This window comes from Moritella sp. 5 (assembly GCF_018219455.1).
In the GTDB taxonomy this organism is placed as follows: domain Bacteria; phylum Pseudomonadota; class Gammaproteobacteria; order Enterobacterales; family Moritellaceae; genus Moritella.
This window is the reverse complement of record NZ_CP056122.1, coordinates 2894608-2917586: the sequence shown is the minus strand read 5'-3', so window position 1 is coordinate 2917586 and position 22979 is coordinate 2894608. Positions and strand designations below refer to the sequence as shown.

Annotated in this window: 22 protein-coding genes, 2 pseudogenes and 1 riboswitch; of the genes and pseudogenes, 15 read left to right on the top strand and 9 right to left on the bottom strand. The window is 40.3% G+C overall.

What is annotated here, in order from left to right; genetic code table 11:
* The first annotated feature begins 177 nt into the window (after nucleotides 1-177).
* Entirely contained in the window at nucleotides 178-789 is a 612-nt protein-coding gene (locus tag HWV01_RS12970; RefSeq protein ID WP_211671950.1) for a hypothetical protein, read from the top strand.
* A gap of 68 nt (nucleotides 790-857) precedes the next feature.
* Here HWV01_RS12970 and HWV01_RS22400 read toward each other — a convergent pair.
* Both HWV01_RS22400 and HWV01_RS22395 read right to left on the bottom strand, forming a co-directional pair.
* Nucleotides 858-1062: pseudogene (locus HWV01_RS22400) on the bottom strand (DNA polymerase V subunit UmuC); the annotation flags it as partial.
* A gap of 95 nt (nucleotides 1063-1157) precedes the next feature.
* Nucleotides 1158-1379: pseudogene (locus HWV01_RS22395) on the bottom strand (S24 family peptidase); the annotation flags it as partial.
* Nucleotides 1380-1935: 556 nt separating this feature from the next.
* Nucleotides 1936-2036: riboswitch (TPP riboswitch) on the top strand.
* A gap of 74 nt (nucleotides 2037-2110) precedes the next feature.
* On the opposite strand from HWV01_RS22395, the gene thiD reads away from it, so the two are divergent.
* Genes thiD through thiE form a run of 7 tightly spaced genes read left to right on the top strand, consistent with a single transcriptional unit; the run spans nucleotide 2111 to nucleotide 7694 of the window.
* Nucleotides 2111-2962: a bifunctional hydroxymethylpyrimidine kinase/phosphomethylpyrimidine kinase gene (gene thiD, locus HWV01_RS12965; RefSeq protein WP_211671949.1), complete on the top strand. Its 852-nt coding sequence runs from the start codon at nucleotides 2111-2113 to the stop codon at nucleotides 2960-2962.
* Nucleotides 2952-3746 carry an ABC transporter ATP-binding protein gene (locus HWV01_RS12960; protein ID WP_211671948.1) on the top strand — a complete coding sequence of 265 codons (795 nt, stop codon included), beginning with the start codon at nucleotides 2952-2954 and terminating at the stop codon, nucleotides 3744-3746. Before thiD ends, HWV01_RS12960 begins: the two co-directional genes overlap by 11 nt.
* On the top strand, nucleotides 3739-4566 hold the full coding sequence (locus tag HWV01_RS12955; RefSeq protein WP_211671947.1) for an ABC transporter permease: 828 nt from the start codon (nucleotides 3739-3741) through the stop codon (nucleotides 4564-4566). The genes HWV01_RS12960 and HWV01_RS12955 overlap by 8 nt, the downstream gene beginning before the upstream one ends.
* A 20-nt stretch (nucleotides 4567-4586) precedes the next feature.
* The gene (locus HWV01_RS12950; protein ID WP_211671946.1) at nucleotides 4587-5534 is read left to right on the top strand and encodes an ABC transporter substrate-binding protein; all 948 of its coding nucleotides are present in this window, start codon (nucleotides 4587-4589) and stop codon (nucleotides 5532-5534) included.
* Between the two features lie 52 nt (nucleotides 5535-5586).
* Nucleotides 5587-6264, top strand: coding sequence for a thiaminase II (gene tenA, locus HWV01_RS12945; protein WP_211671945.1), 678 nt, complete (start codon nucleotides 5587-5589; stop codon nucleotides 6262-6264).
* Complete coding sequence (thiM, locus tag HWV01_RS12940) at nucleotides 6261-7064, top strand: hydroxyethylthiazole kinase (RefSeq protein WP_211671944.1); 804 nt, start codon at nucleotides 6261-6263, stop codon at nucleotides 7062-7064. The genes tenA and thiM overlap by 4 nt, the downstream gene beginning before the upstream one ends.
* Before the next feature lie 6 nt (nucleotides 7065-7070).
* Nucleotides 7071-7694, top strand: a complete 624-nt coding sequence (thiE, locus tag HWV01_RS12935) for a thiamine phosphate synthase (RefSeq protein ID WP_211671943.1) — start codon at nucleotides 7071-7073, stop codon at nucleotides 7692-7694.
* 115 nt (nucleotides 7695-7809) lie between these two features.
* On the opposite strand, the gene HWV01_RS12930 is transcribed toward thiE, so the two are convergent.
* Nucleotides 7810-8529, bottom strand: coding sequence for a hypothetical protein (locus tag HWV01_RS12930; RefSeq protein WP_211671942.1), 720 nt, complete (start codon nucleotides 8527-8529; stop codon nucleotides 7810-7812).
* Between the two features lie 160 nt (nucleotides 8530-8689).
* On the opposite strand from HWV01_RS12930, the gene HWV01_RS12925 reads away from it, so the two are divergent.
* Nucleotides 8690-9328, top strand: coding sequence for a transporter (locus tag HWV01_RS12925; protein WP_211671941.1), 639 nt, complete (start codon nucleotides 8690-8692; stop codon nucleotides 9326-9328).
* Between the two features lie 372 nt (nucleotides 9329-9700).
* Nucleotides 9701-10843 carry a tetratricopeptide repeat protein gene (locus HWV01_RS12920; RefSeq protein ID WP_211671940.1) on the top strand — a complete coding sequence of 381 codons (1143 nt, stop codon included), beginning with the start codon at nucleotides 9701-9703 and terminating at the stop codon, nucleotides 10841-10843.
* Nucleotides 10844-10939: 96 nt separating this feature from the next.
* Here HWV01_RS12920 and HWV01_RS12915 read toward each other — a convergent pair whose 3' ends face one another.
* Nucleotides 10940-14035, bottom strand: a complete 3096-nt coding sequence (locus HWV01_RS12915; RefSeq protein WP_211671939.1) for an ABC transporter transmembrane domain-containing protein — start codon at nucleotides 14033-14035, stop codon at nucleotides 10940-10942.
* Between the two features lie 251 nt (nucleotides 14036-14286).
* Here HWV01_RS12915 and HWV01_RS12910 point away from each other — a divergent pair, with 251 nt between their 5' ends.
* The 4 genes from HWV01_RS12910 to HWV01_RS12895 all read left to right on the top strand — a co-directional run bounded on the left by HWV01_RS12910 (nucleotide 14287) and on the right by HWV01_RS12895 (nucleotide 16977).
* The gene (locus tag HWV01_RS12910; RefSeq protein ID WP_006033612.1) at nucleotides 14287-14490 is read left to right on the top strand and encodes a cold-shock protein; all 204 of its coding nucleotides are present in this window, start codon (nucleotides 14287-14289) and stop codon (nucleotides 14488-14490) included.
* Between the two features lie 238 nt (nucleotides 14491-14728).
* Nucleotides 14729-15232 (top strand): peptide deformylase, encoded by a 504-nt coding sequence (gene def, locus HWV01_RS12905; RefSeq protein ID WP_211671938.1) that lies wholly within the window; start codon nucleotides 14729-14731, stop codon nucleotides 15230-15232.
* 35 nt (nucleotides 15233-15267) lie between these two features.
* Nucleotides 15268-15930, top strand: coding sequence for a cold-shock protein (locus tag HWV01_RS12900; protein WP_211671937.1), 663 nt, complete (start codon nucleotides 15268-15270; stop codon nucleotides 15928-15930).
* A gap of 234 nt (nucleotides 15931-16164) precedes the next feature.
* Entirely contained in the window at nucleotides 16165-16977 is an 813-nt protein-coding gene (locus tag HWV01_RS12895) for a Cof-type HAD-IIB family hydrolase (RefSeq protein WP_211671936.1), read from the top strand.
* Nucleotides 16978-17105: 128 nt separating this feature from the next.
* On the opposite strand, the gene HWV01_RS12890 is transcribed toward HWV01_RS12895, so the two are convergent.
* Together HWV01_RS12890 and HWV01_RS12885 are read right to left on the bottom strand one after the other, a co-directional pair.
* Entirely contained in the window at nucleotides 17106-17969 is an 864-nt protein-coding gene (locus HWV01_RS12890) for a bile acid:sodium symporter family protein (protein ID WP_211671935.1), read from the bottom strand.
* A 13-nt stretch (nucleotides 17970-17982) separates the two neighbouring features.
* A complete protein-coding gene (locus HWV01_RS12885) occupies nucleotides 17983-18129 on the bottom strand; it encodes a YaeP family protein (RefSeq protein ID WP_211671934.1) in 147 nt (48 codons plus the stop codon).
* Nucleotides 18130-18400: 271 nt separating this feature from the next.
* Between HWV01_RS12885 and HWV01_RS12880 the strand changes: the two genes are divergently transcribed.
* Complete coding sequence (locus HWV01_RS12880) at nucleotides 18401-19099, top strand: metal-dependent hydrolase (RefSeq protein WP_211671933.1); 699 nt, start codon at nucleotides 18401-18403, stop codon at nucleotides 19097-19099.
* Nucleotides 19100-19186: 87 nt separating this feature from the next.
* Here HWV01_RS12880 and HWV01_RS12875 read toward each other — a convergent pair whose 3' ends face one another.
* From HWV01_RS12875 to HWV01_RS12865, 3 genes are all read right to left on the bottom strand, one after another.
* The gene (locus tag HWV01_RS12875; RefSeq protein ID WP_211671932.1) at nucleotides 19187-19546 is read right to left on the bottom strand and encodes a DUF2750 domain-containing protein; all 360 of its coding nucleotides are present in this window, start codon (nucleotides 19544-19546) and stop codon (nucleotides 19187-19189) included.
* A gap of 297 nt (nucleotides 19547-19843) precedes the next feature.
* Nucleotides 19844-21019 carry a hypothetical protein gene (locus HWV01_RS12870; RefSeq protein ID WP_211671931.1) on the bottom strand — a complete coding sequence of 392 codons (1176 nt, stop codon included), beginning with the start codon at nucleotides 21017-21019 and terminating at the stop codon, nucleotides 19844-19846.
* An 85-nt stretch (nucleotides 21020-21104) separates the two neighbouring features.
* A complete protein-coding gene (locus HWV01_RS12865) occupies nucleotides 21105-22940 on the bottom strand; it encodes a hypothetical protein (protein ID WP_211671930.1) in 1836 nt (611 codons plus the stop codon).
* Nucleotides 22941-22979 lie beyond the last annotated feature (39 nt).

Here is a 22979-nt window from a genome sequence, read left to right as displayed (position 1 = left end):
TTGTTACCATTAATGACTTTCCTACTCATCATTAGCTCAGAGCAATTTATTACCAGGTTATAAAATGTTCTGAGCGCAAGCCTGTTGCATGCTTCACCATTCACATATGACGCTACGCGAAATCGAACTAAATTACACGTGATAATAACGATAACCCACAACGTCAGGTATTTAGTAATGAAGAAAGGTAAATTTGGTCTTTTATTGTTATTGGCATCATCAATATTGGGCTGCACACCAGAGCCTTATTCAGCAAAAGTTGGTTATAACAATGGCAGTACTTCAGGTGCACATTGGGTGTCTAACATGGTTGTAACAACTGTATCTGGTGGCGCTGTAAGCTTTTCTATGGGGGCTATCGGCACTTATCCTGGTAAAGCCTCATCCGGTGGTCGCATGGATGCTCCTGCTCATGTTGAAGGGCTTTGGGTTAAAGGGTGGGACTATCCATTTGAGTCCTACCACCGCATTTCGATGGATATCCCCAAGGATGCGGAAGCCAAAATGAAGCTCATGGATAATTATTATCAAAATCTTGATAAGGATTATGGCTCTATGCAGGCTATTGTTGATGGCCCTAGGGTGAGGGTGTTTTATACTAAGGGTTGCTATAAACACCGGATGGACTGCACACCGAAAAAAGGCATTGATCCAAATGGTTGGGTGATAAGATCTCCTAGTGGTACAACGGATGTGGTGAAGCTGTTTGATGGTATTGGCGAGTCATCTAAAACACCTTTTGCGGATACCCATTTTGAAGAAATAGATAAGCGCAAGAAAATGGAATAGCATCTTTACAATTAATAACATCGTTACTCATCATTAGCTCAGAACAATTTATTATCAGATCATAAATTGTTCTGAGTGCAAGCTTGCTGTAGTGTACTGAGTTCTGTAATTCGTTCACTGACACTGCGTGTAGAGTAAATTTGTTTTTTATCAGCCCTGGCTGTATTCCAATTTTTACAAGGTAGCCCATTGAGTTCTCGTATTGTGCGTTCAACTTCAATATTGAACTCTTTGGGCGCTAAACCCGCTAGGGAATTCTGCAAGGTCTAATGCATTATTCAGTCCCACCGGCTTTTTTTGTTTGTCTGCTTGCGGCAACGATACACCCGTCATTATTAGACAAAACCACAATGGGTTTATTACGCTAGTCTGGGCGAAACATGCCTATCAACAATCAATAAATCACCATCAAAAATACCAGCACCTTCCGTTGAATCACTACAGGCTTTATCAATGAAAGTGGAGCTCGGGTACTTGATAATAATTTCGTCTAAGATGCACGTAAGTTAGCTATATTCAACTGCAGGACTTTCGAAACCGGTGATACCAGCACTTGCAGAGATTGGAACTATATTTACAAATGGTGTTATATACAGTGTTTATTTTAGGCCAGTTCTAAGGAAGCTTAAGATGTGAGGTTTATTCCACCATTTGATTTGAACTCCTCCTGGGGAGTGTGAGATTAAATCTTACGGCTAAACTACCGGTAAATTCACTCCTCTTCGCCTACCGCGTTTTCGCAATTTTTTCACGTTTTTGACACAACGATGGACACGCTACTATAGCTCAAGCCTTGCCAGTAAAGGATCTCGACGATCATTTAAAGATCGCTAATGTCAAAGTTGTGACACCTTTTGACACAAAGTGGCAAGCTTTCAGGATTATCTAAGATATAAACATCATTCATCCTAATCAGCTAAGTGATGTAAATTTCATGAAATTTTTATCAAAAAGTTTAGAATCATAACTGCGACCCAATCTACTTTTTCAGCTAACTAAAGTTGGCAACGAGAACATTAAATCGCCTTGGTTGAGAACCTCACCAGAAAATAATGCAGTCATGCTCAATGACTAAGCAAACTAACTACATTAAAGGTAATTAGCATTGTTAAGTTGCTCTTTTAATAAAACTTGTTATTATGTGCGCATATATAGTCGGGGGGCCTTTTAGGCTGAGATTGCATTTTGCAAGACCCGTTGAACCTGATTCAGTTAATACTGGCGTAGGGAACTAGTAAGTCTTGCTTTGTATGATTTGATCCGCCAAGTGTCATAAAATTTTAGCTCGATAAAGTTCCTATACGTTAGCCTTAGGAACTTTATGTCAAACATTACCGCAATAAATAAAAACCAAGTTTCATTTACACCTATCGTACTCACGATCGCGGGCTCCGATAGTGGTGGCGGCGCTGGTATTCAAGCCGACATTAAAGCGATGTCTGCAACGGGCAGTTATGCCTGCTCAGTGATCACCGCAATTACTGCTCAAAATACCCTCGGCGTGTCAGCCATTTTCCCAATACCCCTTGAACATGTCGAAAAACAACTTGATGCTGTTTTTACTGATCTGAATATCGTTGCAGTTAAAGTCGGTATGCTGGCCGATGATGACATCATCAAAATAGTCGCGGCCAAAATAAAACAGTATCAACCTGCATTTCTAGTTGTCGATCCCGTCATGGTCGCGACCAGTGGCGACTTATTGATACAAGAATCTGCGATCAGCACGCTCAAAGCGGAATTACTGCCGCTTGCCGATATCATTACGCCAAACTTACCTGAAGGTGCTGCGCTTATTGGTAGTGAAATACCGAGCAGCGAAGCAGACATGATCACCATGATCACTGGCCTTCGGCAACTGGGTGCAAAAACAGTACTACTCAAAGGTGGTCACTTAGAACAAGATGAAAACAGTAACGATCTGCTCATTTTCCCCGAAGATGTCCACCACTTAACAGCAAAACGTATCAACACGCGTAATACTCATGGCACTGGTTGCACGTTATCTTCGGCTATCGCATCCTATCTGGCACAAGGTCATGATCTGTTGCGGGCTGTGCAACTGGGTAAACAGTATATCTCACAGGCCATTGCGCATGCCGATGAATTAGAGATAGGTAAAGGTCATGGACCGGTAAATCATTTCTTCAGTGGTCACGCTAATGTCTGCTAATACATTGGCTATATCTGCCAACAAAAATGCTGTCAGTATCGATATATCAGGTGGCTACCTGCGTTATCACGACAGTACTGAAGTGACTGTAGCTGGACTTGATATGCATATTCCCGCAGGGCAGTGGACATGTATTTTGGGGCGAAGTGGTTGTGGTAAAAGCTCTTTACTGCGCTACCTTGCTAACTTGCTTGACGATAAAGTGGATTGGGCTGGTGAACTCTCCACGCAACCTCAATGTGACATCAAGGATAATATTGCTTATATGGCGCAGCAAGATCTGTTGATGCCTTGGTTGTCGGTGTTAGATAACGTTATGTTAAGCACTCAATTTGGCGGTGCGGATTATCAAACAAAGAAAACACACATTCAGTTTGATAAAGCGCACTCGTTATTACAAAAAGTGGGGCTGGCGGATAAATCAAATTACTTGCCGCAGCAACTATCCGGAGGCATGCGTCAGCGCGTGGCGCTGGCGAGAACGCTCATGCAAGACAAACCCATCGTATTAATGGATGAACCATTCTCTGCGTTAGATGCAGTAACACGCTATCGCCTGCAAAACCTTGCTTACCAATTACTGCAAAATAAAACGGTGGTATTTATCACCCACGATCCACAAGAAGCTATTCGCTTAGCAAACCGACTTTATATTATGCAAGGAAAGCCTGCTTATGCAGAATCGTTGCTCGTTCCCGCCTCAGTGACGCCTCGTGATTTTGATGCAGAGTGTGCTGAACTTCAGCGCACCATTATGGCTCGCTTGGATCAAGATTATGAGTGATTTAAATCAGGTAGACGCAATCCAAGTTAATACAGTCCAAGCAGATTTAATACCATGCAAGGTGAAAAGTAAACCACGTGTAGTTAACCCACTGGTTCGCATGGTGATTAGCGCTGCGGTGATTATCGGCTTGTGGCAAGCTGTCGTGATTATCTTTGAGATGCCCTCATTCATTTTACCCAGCCCTGTGGATGTATTCGAAAGATTGCTTCAAAGACACACTGTCTTACTTAAACACGGTTGGGTCACCGCGCAAGAGATCGTACTTGGTTTACTGTTCGGTTTAACGATGGGGTTGTTATTCGCACTACAAATGCTGCTGTTCAATCCAGTTAAACGTTGGTTATTGCCTATTTTGATTGCCAGCCAAGCCATTCCCGTGTTCGCTATCGCACCGATATTGATGTTGTGGTTAGGTTACGGTATCTCATCCAAAATCGTGATGGCGGCGTTGATCATCTTTTTTCCTGTTACCACCTGTTGTTACGACGGTTTACGAAATACTCCCGTTGGTTATCTTGATCTGGCAAAAACAATGGGCGCGACCAAGTGGCAAATGTTGCGTCATATTCAATTTCCAGCGGCTTTACCAACGCTTGCTTCGGGGATCCGTGTGGCGGTCGTTATTGCGCCAATTGGTGCAGTAGCGGGAGAATGGGTCGGGTCAAGTGAAGGCTTGGGTTATCTTATGTTGCAGGCAAATGCACGCATGATGATAGATGAAATGTTTGCCGCGTTATTTATATTGTCAGCCTTGTCTATCACGCTTTATTTTGTGGCAGATAAATTGTTAAAAAAACTGATCCCTTGGGAAGTTTGATCGGAATTTAAGGATGTTTAATGAAAAAAAATATTATTTTTAGTGCTTTGGCGCTTACTGCGACTCTGTTACCTGACTTTGCTCATGCAGAAACGAAAAAGCTGACCCTGATGCTGGATTGGTTCGTGAATCCGAACCATGGCCCTGTCGTTATTGCGAAAGAGCGTGGTTATTTTAAAGCTCAAGGTCTTAATGTTGACATTCAAGAGCCTGCTGATCCAAGTATGCCACCAAAACTGGTTGCAGCGAAGAAGGTCGATTTAGCGATCTCTTATCAGCCTAATTTGACGATTAATGTCGCTGCTGGTTTACCATTGATCCGGTCGGGAACCTTGATTGCGACACCTTTAAATACCTTGATGGTATTAGACAATAAAAAGATCAATGACTTGTCTGATTTTAAGGGTAAAACAATTGGTATAGCGTTTTCCGGTAATGAAGAAGCAACGATAGGGACTATGCTGAAAACAGGTGGCGTGAGCTATGACGATGTTAAAATTATTAATGTAGGGTGGGCGCTTTCTTCTTCACTGGCATCTGGTCGGGTTGATGCAATCTGGGGTGGATTTCGTAACTTTGAAGGGAATCAACTTGCCCTTGAAGGTTTTAAAGCAAAGGCATTTTTCCCTGAAGAGCACGGTGTACCAGCCTATGACGAGCTGATCTTTGTTGCGAATGCAAATACCTATGACAAAGCAGCGATTACTGGATTTAATAAGGCCATAGAGCAAGCGACGACTTATATTGTTAATCATCCGCAGCAAGCGTGGAAAGAGTTTGCGGCGTACGCACCAGACACATTAAATAATGAGCTTAATAAACGCGCTTGGAACGATACTTTGACACGTTTTGCTATGCGTCCTTCAGCGATCGATCTGAAGCGTTATGATGATTATGCTCAATTCATGTATTCGCAAAATATCATCAAGTCTTTACCGAAAGCAAAAGATTATGTACCTGTGCTGTAATCGGTTGTAATTCTTTTTTTTAATCAATAAAAATAAATTAATGAGTTGTTATATGAATCATCAAGATTTAATCAATGCCTGTCGTCAAGATTGGGATGCATACACCAAACATACTTTTGTTCAACAATTGGCAAAAGGCACGTTAGCACAACCATGTTACTTGCATTACCTAAAGCAAGATTTTTTGTTTCTAAAACAGTATGCGCGCGCTTATGCGTTGGCTATTTACAAAGCGAACACGTTAGCTGATATGCGTCAAGCACTGCCTAGTGTGAATGGATTACTGAGTTCAGAAATTAGCCACCACGTGAGCTATTGTAGTCACTGGGGTATGACTGAATCTGACTTGGAAGCGGAAGACGAAGATTTTGGTACTGTCGCCTATACACGCTATGTACTGGATGCCGGTATGAAAGGAGATATTGTTGATTTATACGTAGCGTTAGCGCCTTGTTCTTTTGGTTATGCAGAAATAGGACGCAACCTTATTGCAGATGAAAATACCAAGCTGGAAGACAATCAATTTAAAGACTGGATCACACTCTATAGTGGTGATGAATTTCAGCAAGGGGCCCTTCGAGGTATGGAACACATCGATGTGTTATTAGCTGAAATTGATTTGCACAGTCAGCGTGGGCGAGACTTGATCACAGTATTTAGAACCGCGACACGAATGGAAATTGCTTTTTGGCAGCAAGGATTAGACATCATCTCTGAGGGCAAAGCATGAATCAACCATTAGGTTTAAATATCAATATGATTGTGACCGCGTTAAATGCACTGCGTGAGCAAAAACCACTGGTGGTGAATATTACTAACTATGTGGTGATGAATAATACCGCAAATGTATTGCTTGCGATTGGTGCGTCGCCAATCATGGCGCATTCCCGTGAAGAAATGGCTGAAATGATGTCTTTTGCTGGTGCGCTCGTTATCAATATTGGCACTTTAGATAGCCAGTGGACACCGCGTATGGTGTTTGCGGTTGAGCAGGCAAATATAAATAACAAGGTGGTGGTACTTGATCCTGTCGGATGCGGTGCTAGTGCATTGCGAACCGAAACATCACGTCAAATAGCGCAAGCCGCGAATAAGTTAATCATTCGTGGTAATGCGTCTGAAATCATCGCGCTGGCTGGCGAAAAAGGCCAGAACAAAGGCGTTGATGCGCTGGATAGCAGCGATACGGCGATTGGTGCTGCGCGTTATTTGGTTAACACTTATCAGTGCAGTGTTGTTATTTCTGGTGCGATTGATTTTGTGATCACAGCAGAGGGGCAAGTTCAGTTGCAAAATGGCCATGCAATGATGCCGTATGTCACCGGTATGGGTTGTTCATTGAGCGCGCTTACCGGTGCCTTTGCCGCGGTAGGCGAAGAAACTGGATTAGCGGCTACCGCGATCTTCGGTGTGGTCGGTGAAATTGCCGCAGAACAATCAAAAGGTCCTGGTAGCTTACAACTTAATTTATTGGATGCCTTGTATCAATTGGATGAAGATACACTGATTCAACGCTTGAAATTATCGTGAGACAACATGAATCCATACCGTTTATATTTAGTTACTGATGATAAACAAGATCTTGCTACATTGACTTATGTGGTTAATGAAGCCGTTGCTGGTGGCGTGAGCATGGTACAAATACGAGAAAAGCAGGGGGATGTGCGCCGTTTTATCGAAAGAGCGCAGGCAGTGAAGGCTATCTTGCAAGGGACAGGCGTGCCATTGATCATTAACGATAGAGTCGATGTTGCGTTGGCTATTGATGCTGATGGCGTACACCTTGGCCAATCGGATATGCCAGCAGCAACAGCGCGTCGATTGATAGGTAAAACTAAATTACTTGGTCTGTCGATTGAAAATGAACAACAACTTATTGAAGCAGAGTCATTGCCTGTGGACTACTTAGGCTTGAGTGCAATTTTTGCTACGCCAACAAAAACCAATATTAAGAAAGAATGGGGCATTGAAGGACTGGCTAAGGCAGTTGCTCAAAGTTCTTTCCCTATTGTGGCGATAGGAGGTATTAATGCTGCCAATCTTGATGCTATTATCGCCACAAATGTGGATGGTGTTGCGTTAGTATCTGCGATTTGTCATGCAACATCCCCCAAAAATGCCGCAAGAGATCTTTGCTCATTGATGACAAGGGATTCATAACGTAAGTTGTCTGTGCGATTATAAGCGATAGTCGCGCAACTGTTTCTTGCGACGACTATCATGCGAGTACCCGTTATCTAAGTTATTTACTTAAGTTAGCTATCGTTGCTATGTTTTATAGGCTAGATGTAATCACACTTTTAATTATATCTTTTAACTGATCATCTTGCGTCAATTCACCATGTGAAGGGATGAGTGTCGTGGGATTATCTTGCTCCAATTGATTTAAAGACCATGTTTTAAAAGCTTGCTTATTATTAATAATTAACCATTTAACAACCTGACTCATCTTCAACCCTGGTGCCGCGCCTAATATTTTTTGTAAAGTACGGGCAATAGGCTGATTAGAGAGTCGTTCATAATTTAAGAAACTGTCACAAGTGATCCAAGTACTCGTATCATCTGAGGTTTGTTTTTTTAACCAAACATCACCAGCGCGGTGTCCAGGTGGAAATAAAAGTTGGTAACATTCTGGTAACGGTGGTTGTTTTTGCTGTAAAGCAACAATATCCTGATTTTCTGAGAATGCTTTTTTCGCAATGAGTTTAGCTTTCGCTAATTCACTGGCGTATAGCGTATGATTATGAAAGGCGGCTTGCCACGCAGATACGCCCATAAAGTGCCAAGCATTAGGCATGATAATATGTATTTTTGTATCAGGTTTGCGCCACTCTTTCGGCCAATTCTCTAGCAGAGATGCTCCAGGGCTGACTAGAATAAATTCATTATCATTAACTTGAATAGCCACAGAATTAGAAACAAAGTTAGGCACTATATATTGCCCAACTAAGAGTTCTGGGTGTGAAGCAACTGGCAACCAGGTGTTTTTTTTCATATCACAAGTATCAAATTAATTAAAGTTAGCTCTATTGTAGGCTGACTTTTATTTTGTAATCAACAACTAAAATTAAATAAGTTGTTACTGATACGTTTAAAAATACAACAATATTATTGAACTGAAGTGGTAGGGTGATTACTCAGTTAAAATTTATCAAATGCTCTTACATATGATTACTTTTGGGGTATTTTGGCGTGGTATTATAGATCACAAAAATAAATTGCTATTCACTGCAGGCCTCTACAATTTACCTCCACTAACGCTTGAGAATTACAGTCAGTATAAGCCATCCTTTGCCTTAGGAGGTCTCGCTAGACTGACCTTACCCACCGGCGAGTACGACGAGGAACAGTCCGCTAACTTAGGCAGTAACCGTTATTCTCTGCAGTTAGGTAGCCTCATTACTTTCGGGTTTGGTGAGAGCTTCTTGGACCCACAGCTTACAACGATCGATTTTCTTCCCAGCATAACCTTCTTTGGTGATAACGATGATGCTTTTAATGCGGACACCATAAAGCAAAAACCCTTATTCAAATTGGAAAGCCATATCACACACAATTTCAATCCTGGCTTATGGTTATCAATTGATGGCGTTTATTCTTACGGTGGCGAGACTAAAACTGATGGCAGATCTAACGATAACACACAACGATCCTTAAATATGGCTGCTACCCTAGGGCTTCAATTTTCGAAATCTCTTGGTCTGAAACTTAGCTATGGTGAAACCATCGAGCGTAACGACGATGGTCTAGATGGTGAATTCACCCGGTTAACATTGATTTATACTCAGCTCTAAAAGGGATGACCAAAGCTGCTGATATTAAGTGGTTAAATTACAATCTTTGTAATCCCTTGTTAATTAGTAATTCATTAATTGTGTATCTAATGTAATGCATCGGTATTAGCTCAAGCGATTGCTAATGCCGTTGTTGATGCTCACGGCAAATGCAGACGTTGGCGTGACAGGGGGGGGTGAACGTGATTATTGTTGGTAACCTAGGTTTTTATCAAGAAAAAAGCGATCATTAACACAGGTTTTACTAAATACATGTCGTTTTGAGGGATAAAAAGAGAAGATTAGCTATAAATATAAATATAAATATAAATATATTTATACTTTATGGTGATTTTTTCAATCAACCGCTTAATTTAATAATGGATAAATAACATGTTATTTAAAATTATCCCGTTTTTATTTTTAACGATACTCTCATTCTCCCTTGCCGCTAATCATGATTTATTCAATGGGATTCCTGCATACAATAAAGATAATGACATTAAAGATAATTACATTGAAGCGATCCCTCTTTTAAAAAAAGCAGCAGAACAAGGAGATGTATATGCACAAGGTAATCTTGGGTTTATGTATGCCAATGGATTAGGTGTCGCCAGAGATGATAAGCAAGCTGCTATCTGGTATAGCAAAGCAGCGGAACAGGGCGATTCAAATGCACAATTTAATCTTGGATTTATGTATGACGAGGGGATAGGTGTAGCTAAAGATGATAAACAAGCTGTTATTTGGTATCTGAAAGCAGCAGAGCAAGGAAATATATATGCACAAGGTAATCTTGGGTTTATGTATGCGAATGGACGAGGTGTAGTTAAAGATGATAAGCAAGCTGTTTTCTGGTATCGAAAAGCAGCAGAACAGGGGAGTGCATATGCACAAGGTAATCTTGGGTTTATGTATGAGAATGGACGAGGTGTAAATAAAAATGAAAAGCAGGCATTAACTTTGTATAAGAAATCAAATACAAGTTGGTCAAAGAAAAAATATCTGACATTAAAAAAGCAATTGGATTGCAAAGCAAATAACAAAACTAAGCTTTTTGGCGTATTCGTAAAATGTACTAATCGTGATACTTTAATGGCTGCAGTTAAACTGGCTGGAGCTAACGTTAAGAGCGAAGATAAACGTAAATGGGTTGATACCTACTACACCAAAAACTTGCTTAAGGGATCGAGTGAATTAAGAATAGACTACACGGTCGATGATTATTTTGCTAAAGCAGCATATACATTTCCAAGTAACATGGATTCAAAGCAAGTGACTCATATTCGTGACCTTGTTGTAAATAAATATGGTGAACCAGATTATTCAAATGGTCGTGCTGCGTTAGGTGATGTGACGTATAAGTGGAACTTAGAAGATGGTATTGAATTAAAAGTGGCACGAGGTTGGCCTAACACAACAACTTATCTTTCTTTTACTTATCCTAAAAATTACCAAGCGATGATGACTGAACAAGAAAAGCAAAAAAAAGCGCGTGAAACAAAACAGTATGAGGCACAAAAGAATGCTTTTTAGTTGACCCTTTAACTAAGGGCCTTAAATAGAATGATGCAAGCAGTCGCTATTTGTCAAAAGACAGTCAGGTTTATCTTGTCTCGCCTGTGTATATTTCTATTTCTTCATGTCATCGAATTCAGTTAAATCGACACCACGTTCAGCAGCAAATGCTCGCATAGCCCGTAGTTTTGTCGCCGTTTCCGACAGATGTCCGGCTACTGAGTGCAGCAAGCTTGTCGCTACCATTGCGTCATTTTCGATCACAGCCCGTAATTCGGCGGCACCAATTCGTAGAAATACACTGTCTTCTATTGCAATTAAGTCTAATAGACGTGGCTCGTTATTGATGAGCGCTAAATCTCCGATCAATCGCCCAGGTAAAATTTCTGATATCAAGTGTTTCTCGCCCTGACTTTCTGGCCAGTATAATCCAGATGAACCCTTAACACACAAATAGGAAGCATCCGCTTCTTGACCCGCTTTAAAAATTACGGTTCCTGCTTTTACTTTGTGCCATTGCGCACTAAATGCGAGTAGGCGTTGTTGTTTTCGATCAAGCCCTGCAAATAAGTCTGCCTGCGCGACCACACGTAATTTGCGGTTCAAATCCTGACGCGTATCTTCATCTTGAAGATCATCTTGACGCGCAATACCATCGATGCGCCCATCCACAATTTCGACGAACAAATCATAACTTTCTGGGCTATGGAACTTGTTTTCAATGAAAATTTGGGTGGTGCTAGGCATCAATTCATTAATACGTTCGCGTGTCAAAGCGCGGGCATCACCATCATGGCTAGCCAATGCATCTCGAAGGATCAGAATGTCAGGTTTCTTGATCCCTGCACGACTGAATGCTAGGCGTTCCCTGAACACTGCTGGCAGGTTTTCCCCTCCCTGGGTCGTCGCTACATCATATAAGGATTGCGCGACCAACCGTCGTAGGCCATGTTCCTTTAGGACTTCAACAACAGTATCTTCAATCAACTTCTCACGGGCACCTGCCAAATTTGAAATACGTCCGAAAATCGCATTGCCAAGCACCGACATAACAGGAAAATATTGTTGTGGGTCAATCGGTTTAAATAAGCCATCTAACTTTGCTACCATATCCGCCGCGTTTTTCATCCGAATTTGCAAAATCCGCGCTTTGAACGAATCAGTGAAAGCGGGTCCTATCTGCTCGGAAGAAAACGCAAAGGGAACTGTCAGCATCAATGCAAAATCGTCGTGTGGCAACTCGCTTTGGCCTATTAAGCGTCTTTTTGCTACGATCACTCTAAGCTGGTGATAAAGATCTTCATCCATATTTAAACGACGAAACAAGGGATGATCGGTACCATCTGTGCCAAATGTTTCTGTCAGCCCTTCGATTAGATTGGCAGACATTTGTGCAAGATATTCTGCAATCCCTTCGTCTTGCAACATCTGTACGAAATTATCCTCTTGTGACAAGGTTACTTGTGTCAGCATTTTTGTAGGAACAGCATAAAGCAAGTTGCTACCCAAGGGAGATACCGGATTGAATTTCTCTGGATGAAAGGCATGCACAATATCATCCACTCCCGCTTTTTCTAGCCGTTTCGCTATTTCGGGGCGTAACCGCACAATCGCTTCTATCAGTTCTTGTTGAGTGTCTGGATCAAGGCGTGATCGTAAACCCCTACGCACCATTATATCATCGGTACCCATTGCTTCAACTAACTGGAACCACCAGTCTTTGATCTCATCACACGATTGAAACCCTGCCATTTGGGGGGATATCCAGTCCGATTCAAATGGATCAACACTGTTACCTGCGCGGGCAGACTCTTGTTGCCAACTCGCCACATCAACCGAAATGTCTGCGCCAAGGACAGGCTCTAAATTAAATGGCATGAATAGGTTTTCACCGAGTGTCCCTTGAAAAATATAAGGTTTGGAACTGGCATATCCTATGCGATTAGCGACAACAGTTTGATGCAAATCATTCATCTCATGCCCGGCAATCTGCACAGAGCCTCTTTGTGGAATAACTTCGCGCGTTAATACATCTGCAAACGCGAGTGCCGAAGCTTCATTATTTGTATGAATTGCAACGCGTGCGCCTTGTGGTATGGTTAAGCTAATATCTTCCAGTATTGCATGCCCATCTTTATCGCGCACGGTCACACTCTTGAATTCGATGTTACCTTTAAGGCTGGTAAGCGTATCAGGGTCGCCATCAAATAAAGCATCTTTCACCAGTGTATTTGGCGCGAAGCGTTCGATTACGACTTCCCAACGCAGTGCCATATCTTGGGTTTGGTTGTAATAAGTCAGTAACTCTTTCCAAGGTGACGACAGATCTTTGTAGGCTGCGAGCGCTGCAACCAAGGCTCCGACAGTTATCTCTCCTTTGATCGCTAAATACCCACCAACAGAATAGAAAAAGAAGGGTGTTAATTGATTGATGAAGTTGTTCAGGAACTTCATGAAGAACTTCTTTTGGTAGATCTGGAAACGAATGCCGAACAGGTTTCCCAAACGATTCGAAAACAATGACAGTCTGTGACGCATCCCGCCATTCATACGAATATCACTGACTCCTGCCGCAGTTTCGCCAATATCAGCAGCTAATTTGCGAATTTCTTGTATTCTCGCTTTATTCAGCAAATTAATCTGACGCTGTAATTTGGGGATGATCCATGCCTGCAACGGGATAAGTGAGATGGACGCGACCCCAAACCAGAAGCTCTGGGCAAATAGAAACGTCAAAATTGTCAACATCTGCCCAGCCTGAAACACTGGCTGTGACAGCATATCGCCCATAAATGAGCCCATCGGCTCAGCTTCAGATGTCACCATCGAAACCAATTCACCTTGGCTTGTGGTGCGGAAATACGAGCGCGGAAATTTCAACATGCGGGTGACAAGTTGAAAGCGAAATCGACGTAGTAAACGCTCCGACAACACACCTTTCATGGTGTTTAGACGCATCTTCAATAAGCCATTAGCCAATACAGCTAATAGAAAACCAGCACAAAGCACCATCAAAAACTGGATCTGACTCAATGTAATACCGAGTAAAGAAACGTCTTCCCCAGTTCCCCCAATCGCATCGTTGATAATGCGTTTAGGTAACTCCAGCGAAATGTACAGAATGGGGAAGGTCAGAAGCGTAATAGCGGTTAGAGCCAACTGATTTTTTTTTGAATATTTCCAGATAAACTGAAAAATGCTCTTTTCCATTTTGCGAGTTCCTTTTGCAGGCTAAGTGATAAAACGCCGTAATTTTAATGGTTCACGTATATCAACTCAATCAAAAACTTCACATAGCTCAATATCAACGCTATGGTTAATTAGAATGAAGTATAGCGGATCGCATAATCAATGTTCGCTTTCGTCATTAGTAAGGAGGTGGTGTAACAACTAAACTGGACAAAAAGTTCGCCTCAACTAAGCTTAATTCAGACATAAAGTCTGCTGAGGAAACATACGTTATGAGTCGAGGTACGGTTAAGTGGTTTAATGCTGACAAAGGGTTTGGATTTATCACCCCTGACGAAGGCGGTAATGACCTGTTTGTGCATCATTCCGAAATTCAAACATCTGGTTATGCCACATTAGAGGATGGCCAGAAAGTTGAATTTGAAGTGGGTAGCGGGCAAAAAGGGCCTTGTGCCACCAATGTAACAGCTATTTAAATTAATTATGCGCTAAAAGGATTAATCATCGAGATGATGACTAATCCTTTTTTACGACCAAAAAACAGCTTACGGGACATTAATTTGCCTTCTTCAGGGAATAAATATACATAAGTTTCAAATATCTCTCGGTTATCGCAATTTATCAACTAGAAACCAAGCCCTATTATGCGCTATAATGCGGCGCTTAAAATACGCACGTTTGTAATAAATTAACAAAACTGGGATTCAAAGGCATATGGCAGTATTAACTATTCTTACGGCACCAAACAAAAAACTAGAGATACCCGCTGAAAAAGTAACAGATGTAAGTACAGTTCAAACATTAATTGATGACATGCTTGATACGATGTATGAAACAGATGACGGTATTGGCCTTGCTTCAACGCAAGTTGGTCGTAAAGAAGCGGTTGTTGTTATTGATATTTCAGAGGGTCGTGATGAACCTATGGTGTTAATCAACCCAGTTGTTGTTGAAGGTGAAAACATCGAATCAGGTCAAGAAGGGTGTTTATCTATTCCTGGCTACTACGCTGATGTTGATCGTTATACAAAAGTGAAAGTAACCGCCTTGGATCGTGAAGGCAACGCAATTGAAATTAATGACGATGGCTTTTTAGCGATTGCAATGCAACACGAGATTGATCATCTTAAAGGTACGCTTTTTATTGATTATCTATCGCCATTGAAAAAGAAAATGGCATTAAAGAAAGTTAAAAAAACAATTAAAGATATGGCCTAATAGGGTCTAGAGCAATGCTGAAGGAGCTAAGTTAAGTGAAAGGAAAAATTATATCGTACATTTCTGCAAAGAAGTTTGGTTTTATTTGTGGCGATGATGGCGAGAGTTATTTCTTACATGTGTCGAGCTTGCTCGATAAAGCCAATGAATCTAAATTGGTGAAGGATGTTGTTGTTGAGTTTGAACCAACAGAAACACCAAAAGGCCTTGCCGCAAAACAAGTACACGTACCGGATGTTAACTTTAAAAAACAGTTAGTTGCTTTTTTCACTGCAAAAAGCAATCAACCAAGATACGGGCATGTTGTTGCAAGACATACACTGAGCACACGTTTTTTTAAAGATCAAAACGAAGGTCGTAGCCATATTAAACAGTTGGCGGCAGATATTGGTTGTAATGCTATTTTAAATACAAATGTGGAAAAGAAGACCTTCTCTGAAGGTGGTGAAGATTTCACTATGTATTCATTTAGCGGTGACTTTGCATTAGTTACAGAAGATGTTCCGTGTAATAACGACGCGCAATGTGATGAGTCTGTAGCAATCATTGATACTAATATTACAGCCGTAGCAGGGCAGTTTCAGCGTGTAAATCGTAAAGAAATTAAAGCGAAAGCAAAACAATTACGCAAGTTTAACCCACTGCTATTACTGGGTGCGGTTGTTATTCTAGGTGTTGTGTTCGCAATTTCGATGTAGCTCGTTGATACAGCTTGATGAAATAGTTCGGTGTTATTGAGCTAAGTCGGTCTTTTTGACATGATTTGAATATAAAGCGGTGGTATTGGGTTAACTCGATATCACCGCTTTTTTGTGTGTGTTTATTACATAAAAGTGTGATGCGTCAGGGCTATTTGATCTTTCACTCTGATTCTACCATCCCTTTGTTGTAATATAACTACAATGTTGTTCGTTGTAATTTCTTGAGGTTGTATGTATAAATTAGTCGCGCTAGATATGGATGGTACTTTACTTAATTCTCAAGGTGCTATTTCACCGCGTAATAAGCAGGCGATCCTTGCTGCAATAGCGCAGGGCACACGTGTTGTTCTTGCTTCGGGTAGACCGTTAGAGGGGATGACCTGGGCGCTAGAAGAACTGGGTATGATAGGCAATGATGATTATGTTGCGTGCTATAATGGTACCTTGGTATATCAAGTGGCAGGTAAGAAACTGTTACGTAGTCAAACGGTGACTGGTGCCGACGCGAAAAGCCTGGCGAGTTTAGCGACTAAGTTGGGTGTTTATGTGCATGCATTCTCATTAAAGCATGGCCTGATTACGCCTAAGCATAATTACTATACAGACCATGAAGCTAAAATTAATGGCTTGACGATCACTGAAGTGGACTTTAGTACCTTGAGTGATGATGAAGAAATACTAAAAGTTATGATGATTGATGAGCCAGAGAAACTGTCTGCGGCTATCGCTCAGCTACCAGCAGAGATTTATCAGCAATATAACATCTTGCAAAGCGCCCCTTTCTTTTTAGAGTTTCTACATACGGACAGTCACAAAGGCATAGGTGTTAAAGCCATTGCTGACCAATTTGGTATTAATGCGGATGAAGTGATCTGTATGGGTGATGCAGGCAACGATAAACAAATGCTGGTATACGCTGGTTTAGGTGTGGCAATGGATAATGCGAGTGATGATATTAAAGCTATTGCGAATCATATTACAGCGAGTAATGATAATGATGGCGTTGCTTTAGCAATTGAAAAGTTTGTTTTAAATAAAGCGTAGATTCACCCAATGTCGTTTATCTTTGATGCTAGCGATATAATAATGTTGTAGTTTAGAAAAACTAAAAGCCGTTAATCAAGCAACCGTTAACGGCTTTTGTTGCACAGAGAAATAATTAATGAGTTAAGTCAGTTCGCTTGTCGCTGATTTACATGCGAATTTTTACTCATGAAGACTAGCAACGCTGCTGGGATATTCATCAGCACGCCATACAATAACGGTGTTAACGCTAATTCAGGCTTTTGCAATAAAACGACCGCTACAAAAATAGCTGTTCCCGCATTTTGTATACCAACTTCGATAGCAAAGGTTTTACTTAGTTGTTTGTCACCATGAATAATTTTCGCGGTTAAAATACCGAGTAACATGGCTAATAAGCACAGTACCAATACTGCCAATGCCGCTATACTAAATAGTTCAGTCATCTTGTTACCGTTGGCGATAACTGTGATTGCAACCATCAAACATAACGCCCAAAGCGATGAACGCTCTGCGATAGCATAAAACCTCTGCATTATTTGCGAGCTAAAATAATGCTTTATCAGCATTGCCAGCACAACAGGCAGAATAGTTACGGCCATAAGTTGTAATACTGCAGTCTTAAGCGGCATATTCAACACAGTATCAGGCATGACAATAGGCAATAATACAGGAATACTGAAAGGCACTATCAAACTACTAAATGCTGTCATGCTAATTGACAACGCGCTGTCACCACGACAAAGATGAGTGATAGCATTTGATGAAGCGCCACCAGGGGCGAGTGCTAATAACCATAAGCCAGCAGCAACAGGTTGTGGTAAGGAAAAACACTGTATTAACAAGAAAGCGATAATCGGCAGACCAACGAGTTGAGCAAGCAACCCTGCTATGATCTTGCCCGGGAAATTAACCGCGTGTTTAAAATCCGCCACCTGTAAAGAAAGACCGACACAAAACATCACCCAAGCAAGTATAATCGGAATACCAACAGTTAACATTATATTTTCCATGAGATATTCCTAATTAAGCATCTTCAAAATCTGAAATCAGTAGATTTTCAGCTGCAAATGCGGCTTGTCCGCGAACAGCGTCAGGGAAATTATTATTTCCAGCAACATCATTCAGCAAATAAAGCGTTTTCATACGCTCACAACAATCAAATACTTTCATCTTTTACTCGTCTAAGGTTGAATAATTAAAGCTAATTCTACCCCTTAGGTTATAGTTGTGTCGAGTGCTATATCTAGCATAACTAAACGGCTAATTTGGATAGAGGTTTTAGATTGAATTTCTGATCATAGGGTTTTATGTGTCTTGAAGCTTGCGTAGGTGTTTAGCTCTAACGGCAATACGTTCATTAATAAATTTGTTCCAATATATGATTAATTTATTGTTATCTATCATATAATGACAGGATTAAACTCTATTATGAAAGATGAAAATGGCAAATTTTAATACACACCTCAACGTTGCAGCCCTATTAACAGGTGTTTCTTCTGCAAGCTTGGTTGCGGCTGGCCACATAGAACTTAATACTGCGATTTGGCTTTGGTTCTTAGGGACGATTGGTGGATTGTTACCAGATATTGATTCGGATAATTCGACCTCTCTTGATACCATATTCAACATCTTTGCGTTTGCTGTTATTTTGATCATTATGCGTTACATGACGAGTACGTATTTTGGTGAGTTGAGTTTCGTGGAAGTTATCGCGATACCTGTGGTGACTTATGGGGTCATGAAGTACGGGCTCAGGACGATTTTTGAACGCTTAACCGTGCATAGAGGAAGCTGTCACTCGTTATTGTTTTTAGTTTTATGTGGACTCATCACGACTCAGGTCATTGCGAATATCGATGGTATCGATTCTGATAAGGCGGATAGTCTTGCTTGGTTGTCTGGTGGTTTTGTATTTCTGGGTGGCTTTATACATTTAGTGTTAGATGAAATGTACAGTGTTGACTTACGGAATATTAAGATAAAGCGTTCATTTGGTACGGCGTTGAAGCTAGTCTATTTGAACAGCAAGTTATTGGCGTTAGGCATGATAATAGCGGTTGGCGTGCTTTGGAAGACGACACCCGAAATTGAGACAACACTCGATATGCTCTGTGATTGGTCGATGTTTTCGTTAGTTTAATACAGATAACGTGCGGGAGGTTAACGGAATAAGTGCTTAACTGGTATCAGATAAGCACTTTCATGTATTACGTATAAATACGAAGAATTAAAGCGCTTCGATATCCACAACTGACTGTGTGAATTCTGCTAGTTCAAGTTCTGCACACTCGCCTTCTGATACCCAGTTAAGACCAACAATCACGTTATCTTCGTTTAGATCTTCAATCCAAAATTCAAGTAGATCAGCTACCGAGATAGCGGTTGGTTTAAACGCTTTCCATTCATCACAGCAATGTTCTTGCGCTAATGCTTGAGTAGACCAAAGCGGCATTGCATCTGTGTTTTCAAAATTAACTGAATCACAAACAACCCAATCTTCACCTGACTTGTCCTGTAAACCCCAAACTTGTTGGCTAGGTTTTACATCAGCAAAGAATTTCGTCAATATTGGATTTGTCTCTTTCATGGGGTTCTCATTGTATTAGGAGTAATGGCGGCATTATACGTTTTTGCTAAACGAATAGACAGTTAATATAGCGTGTTATAGATGTTATGATGTTTGTAAAAATAACAAGTCTTTAATTCGCGGACAATTGTTGAACAGCTAAGTATTGTTGCCATTTTTATGTCCAAGTATAGCGTTGAGTTAGAATTGATCAGCGTAAATGATATTTACCTCTTCATTTGCTACCAGCCCCTTTACGATAAATTATAAAGAAGCTGGCTAGGTACTCGTTACTGTAAATACTGAGGTTGATTTACTCTAAGATAAGGGAGCGTTTTGCAGTACCAGGCTAACCTTATTATTAAAATATAATTGTAACGATTGTGATTTGTTACCATACTTGTCATATAGATAGAATTTATAGGTATCTAGAATGTAACTATCTCCACCTTTCTTACAAAGATTCGCTATATTAGATTGGCCTATTTGACACCACGTTGGGGCGTCCCAATTACTATAAAATGATGTAATACCTAGTGGTTTTTGGTTAACAGGTATACCTCTTGGTATACCTTGTAAACGCGTACTACCTATATCATCATTGTGAACTAGCACAGATGTGCTTGGATCCCACAATACGGCAAAGTCAACGTTCATACTCCCGACCCACGCCGCCACATTGTCTGATCTCCAGAAAAGAATATCACCTTGACCACTTTTTGAACCAAGATCGACTCTTCCTCTATTGCTACTTTTCTTTTCCATATACAGGAAGGGGTAGTTATCATCACTATTTGTAGTGAAAAACTCCCAATTGTATGATTCTCTATAACGTTGGAATCCATCCAGCCAAGAAGCAGCATAAATGGTACTTCGGTTCATAGTAACATTTGTTGCAGAATAAGCTTTGGGCTGGACAGTTGTTAGCCTAATCGGATCTGGTGATGATACGGCACAAGTATCATAATCCTTGCCATTAAGGTTAATTGATGCGCATATTTTATGCGTTATTTTGTCAATATTAGGCTCACTGTATTGAATATAGATGTCCTGAGAGATAGAGTTTTCATTGTGGTTATTTTCCATTAAAGAAAGTGCACATTGTTGTTTCTTATCTCTTAAGTAGTGGGGGTTTTCTTGGAATGTATAAGACAACCCTTCATTCTCAGTGAATTTCCCGACAGTATTTACATAATTTAAAGGTTGGTCGTTATTCCAATTATATATTGTTATTTTTTCTTGTAATTGCTCGTGTGAGAATGGCTTGGAAATAATATTATTATCTTTGTCAAGGACATCAAATTTTAGTATTGCTTTCGCTTGCATACGGCCATTAGCATATATTTCAGCATTACTTCCTGTATCTGATAATTCGGTCCATTGGAATGTTATACCATTTCCGATATGCCAATCACTTTCCGTAGCCTGGCCAGAAAAAATAGCAAACGAGGGTATTATTAGTAGTGCATACTTACTTAGTAATTTAATTTTCATCTGTAACTCCGACTAGATTTTTATCCATGTCAACAATGTATTGATAAGTATATTGATATAAGTCAATGTAATATTCACATCTATTCTATTGCTCTAAGTCTTTTCCGTTCATCGTAAAGCGCAATTTATCTCTGAGAACGATAAAATTATCATTCATAAATACGTCTAAGTGAATCGTCATTGTTTCTGATTTATTACCATACTTATCTATTAGTTTTATCGCTAGTGGATGCTCATGACTAGGATAGTTATAGAGGGGCCATCTATTATCATCCTCACATAGTGGCGTATTACCAACAAGGTACAAACTTGCGACTATACCATTTGGTAGTGGTAATTCTTCTAGTGGCAGAGGGCAGTTCTTATGCTTAAGACCTGCTAGATTGGTTTTTGCGCCACCTCGATAAAGAGAAGCGTATACTGAATTTGGTTGAGTAGTAGGGTTATTCAGGTAGTGAGTACGAATAAATCGATGTCCTTGCTGATCGCTATGTTCGGATGGAAACATCGCATCACTGTATTCAACAATGTCGTAATCCATAAAGGGCTTACTATTTCTATCCGTAAATGTGTAGTTTATTTGCGCATAATATGTGGTATTTGAGCTACTCATCTTAATGTCATCATTGTCATAAGTAACGGGTTTGAACGCAGTAACAGGGAATTTTTGTTCTTTTGTTTTACAGCTATCATAAATGATAGGTAGATCATAGTAATTTGACAGTGTTAAATTTAATGACGTACACATTTGCTGTGATGATGGAGTTGCATTTGTACTTATGTAAAAGGATGCCTTGGCACTTTCTTGTTCAGTAAAACCACCGGAGTGATATTCAGGTACATTTGTCCCACTATTGCAAATATTAGTAGGTAAGTGTCCAACATACTTGCCTCTATTTACTGTCGCATGCCATTTATTAGTATCATTATTATAAATATTATCGGTCTGTTTCCAGTCATGATTTATATAATTTCCTGAACTCTCTTCATAAAAAGAGAAGCCTTCTTTATAATCATTGACAGTAATGTCTAGCAGTTCGGTTTCATTAGTCTCTGAATTTAAATATGTCGCTCTTAATTTAGTGTTAATTTCTATCTGCTGTCTGTTATTAGCAAATAAGCCAGCTGATTCCATGTCGTCTAAACCGAAAACACCGACCTTGTACTCTACATCAATCCCATAGTCCTTAAAGCTATTATAAAGTTCGCTGATCTTTACTTTTTCCGCTTCAATTATTTCTTTTTGTTTTTCCCATTCTACGTCATAACTAGGCTGGTGTAATTCAACGTAATCATTGACATAATCCTCTTCAATATAGCGAAATTGTTCTAACCAAAATTCATTAAACTGTGTTTTTGCCTGGCCAATAGTGTGGGGTGTATTCGCTAATTGCTGTAAAACGAGTATATAGTTATTAAAAATGAGGATCATTCCATCTATTCCTGGCTCGTCATATTCTGTTAGTATATCTATCCCTTCTTCAACTTCTTCAATGGCTATTAACCAAAATTCAGCAGGAACGACCCAATCATCCCAATCGATGCCGTAAGTGTGTGCATCTAATTTTTCCTTCTTTATTATTTTGGCGATCTTTAACTCTAGTTTTGAATTTGCATGAGCGACAGCATAGTTGGAGGGCTTTCTATCAAAATATAAGTATATTAGCTCTAGCAATGCCTCTTTTTCTTCCTCTCCCTCGATAGCTGCAGACCGGCGTGACTCCTCTTTTTCGATATCTTTTTTAGCTAAGGCAGAATCATACCAAGTTTTGTATACATCCTGTTGCTTATTACCAACGCCATAGGTCTCGGTATTGTTATTTTTATGTATGTTGATTTCAGTGGAAAACGCATGTGTTGATATAGATAATAATCCTACAGTAGTAAGTAGGACTTTAGATATCCTGCTGATTTTAATCATGATTCACCTTGTATACTATTTAAAAGTAGAGTTATTTTA

Coding starts and splice junctions, on each gene's coding strand:
- HWV01_RS12865 (WP_211671930.1), bottom strand. CDS start 22,940: ATGATTAAAATCAGCAGGATATCTAAAGTCCTACTTACTACTGTAGGA.
- HWV01_RS12915 (WP_211671939.1), bottom strand. CDS start 14,035: ATGGAAAAGAGCATTTTTCAGTTTATCTGGAAATATTCAAAAAAAAAT.
- tenA (WP_211671945.1), top strand. CDS start 5,587: ATGAATCATCAAGATTTAATCAATGCCTGTCGTCAAGATTGGGATGCA.
- HWV01_RS12970 (WP_211671950.1), top strand. CDS start 178: ATGAAGAAAGGTAAATTTGGTCTTTTATTGTTATTGGCATCATCAATA.
- def (WP_211671938.1), top strand. CDS start 14,729: ATGGCAGTATTAACTATTCTTACGGCACCAAACAAAAAACTAGAGATA.
- HWV01_RS12885 (WP_211671934.1), bottom strand. CDS start 18,129: ATGAAAGTATTTGATTGTTGTGAGCGTATGAAAACGCTTTATTTGCTG.
- HWV01_RS12910 (WP_006033612.1), top strand. CDS start 14,287: ATGAGTCGAGGTACGGTTAAGTGGTTTAATGCTGACAAAGGGTTTGGA.
- HWV01_RS12925 (WP_211671941.1), top strand. CDS start 8,690: ATGCTCTTACATATGATTACTTTTGGGGTATTTTGGCGTGGTATTATA.
- HWV01_RS12895 (WP_211671936.1), top strand. CDS start 16,165: ATGTATAAATTAGTCGCGCTAGATATGGATGGTACTTTACTTAATTCT.
- thiD (WP_211671949.1), top strand. CDS start 2,111: ATGTCAAACATTACCGCAATAAATAAAAACCAAGTTTCATTTACACCT.
- HWV01_RS12875 (WP_211671932.1), bottom strand. CDS start 19,546: ATGAAAGAGACAAATCCAATATTGACGAAATTCTTTGCTGATGTAAAA.
- HWV01_RS12930 (WP_211671942.1), bottom strand. CDS start 8,529: ATGAAAAAAAACACCTGGTTGCCAGTTGCTTCACACCCAGAACTCTTA.
- HWV01_RS12890 (WP_211671935.1), bottom strand. CDS start 17,969: ATGGAAAATATAATGTTAACTGTTGGTATTCCGATTATACTTGCTTGG.
- thiM (WP_211671944.1), top strand. CDS start 6,261: ATGAATCAACCATTAGGTTTAAATATCAATATGATTGTGACCGCGTTA.
- thiE (WP_211671943.1), top strand. CDS start 7,071: ATGAATCCATACCGTTTATATTTAGTTACTGATGATAAACAAGATCTT.
- HWV01_RS12950 (WP_211671946.1), top strand. CDS start 4,587: ATGAAAAAAAATATTATTTTTAGTGCTTTGGCGCTTACTGCGACTCTG.
- HWV01_RS12920 (WP_211671940.1), top strand. CDS start 9,701: ATGTTATTTAAAATTATCCCGTTTTTATTTTTAACGATACTCTCATTC.
- HWV01_RS12870 (WP_211671931.1), bottom strand. CDS start 21,019: ATGAAAATTAAATTACTAAGTAAGTATGCACTACTAATAATACCCTCG.
- HWV01_RS12880 (WP_211671933.1), top strand. CDS start 18,401: ATGGCAAATTTTAATACACACCTCAACGTTGCAGCCCTATTAACAGGT.
- HWV01_RS12955 (WP_211671947.1), top strand. CDS start 3,739: ATGAGTGATTTAAATCAGGTAGACGCAATCCAAGTTAATACAGTCCAA.
- HWV01_RS12960 (WP_211671948.1), top strand. CDS start 2,952: ATGTCTGCTAATACATTGGCTATATCTGCCAACAAAAATGCTGTCAGT.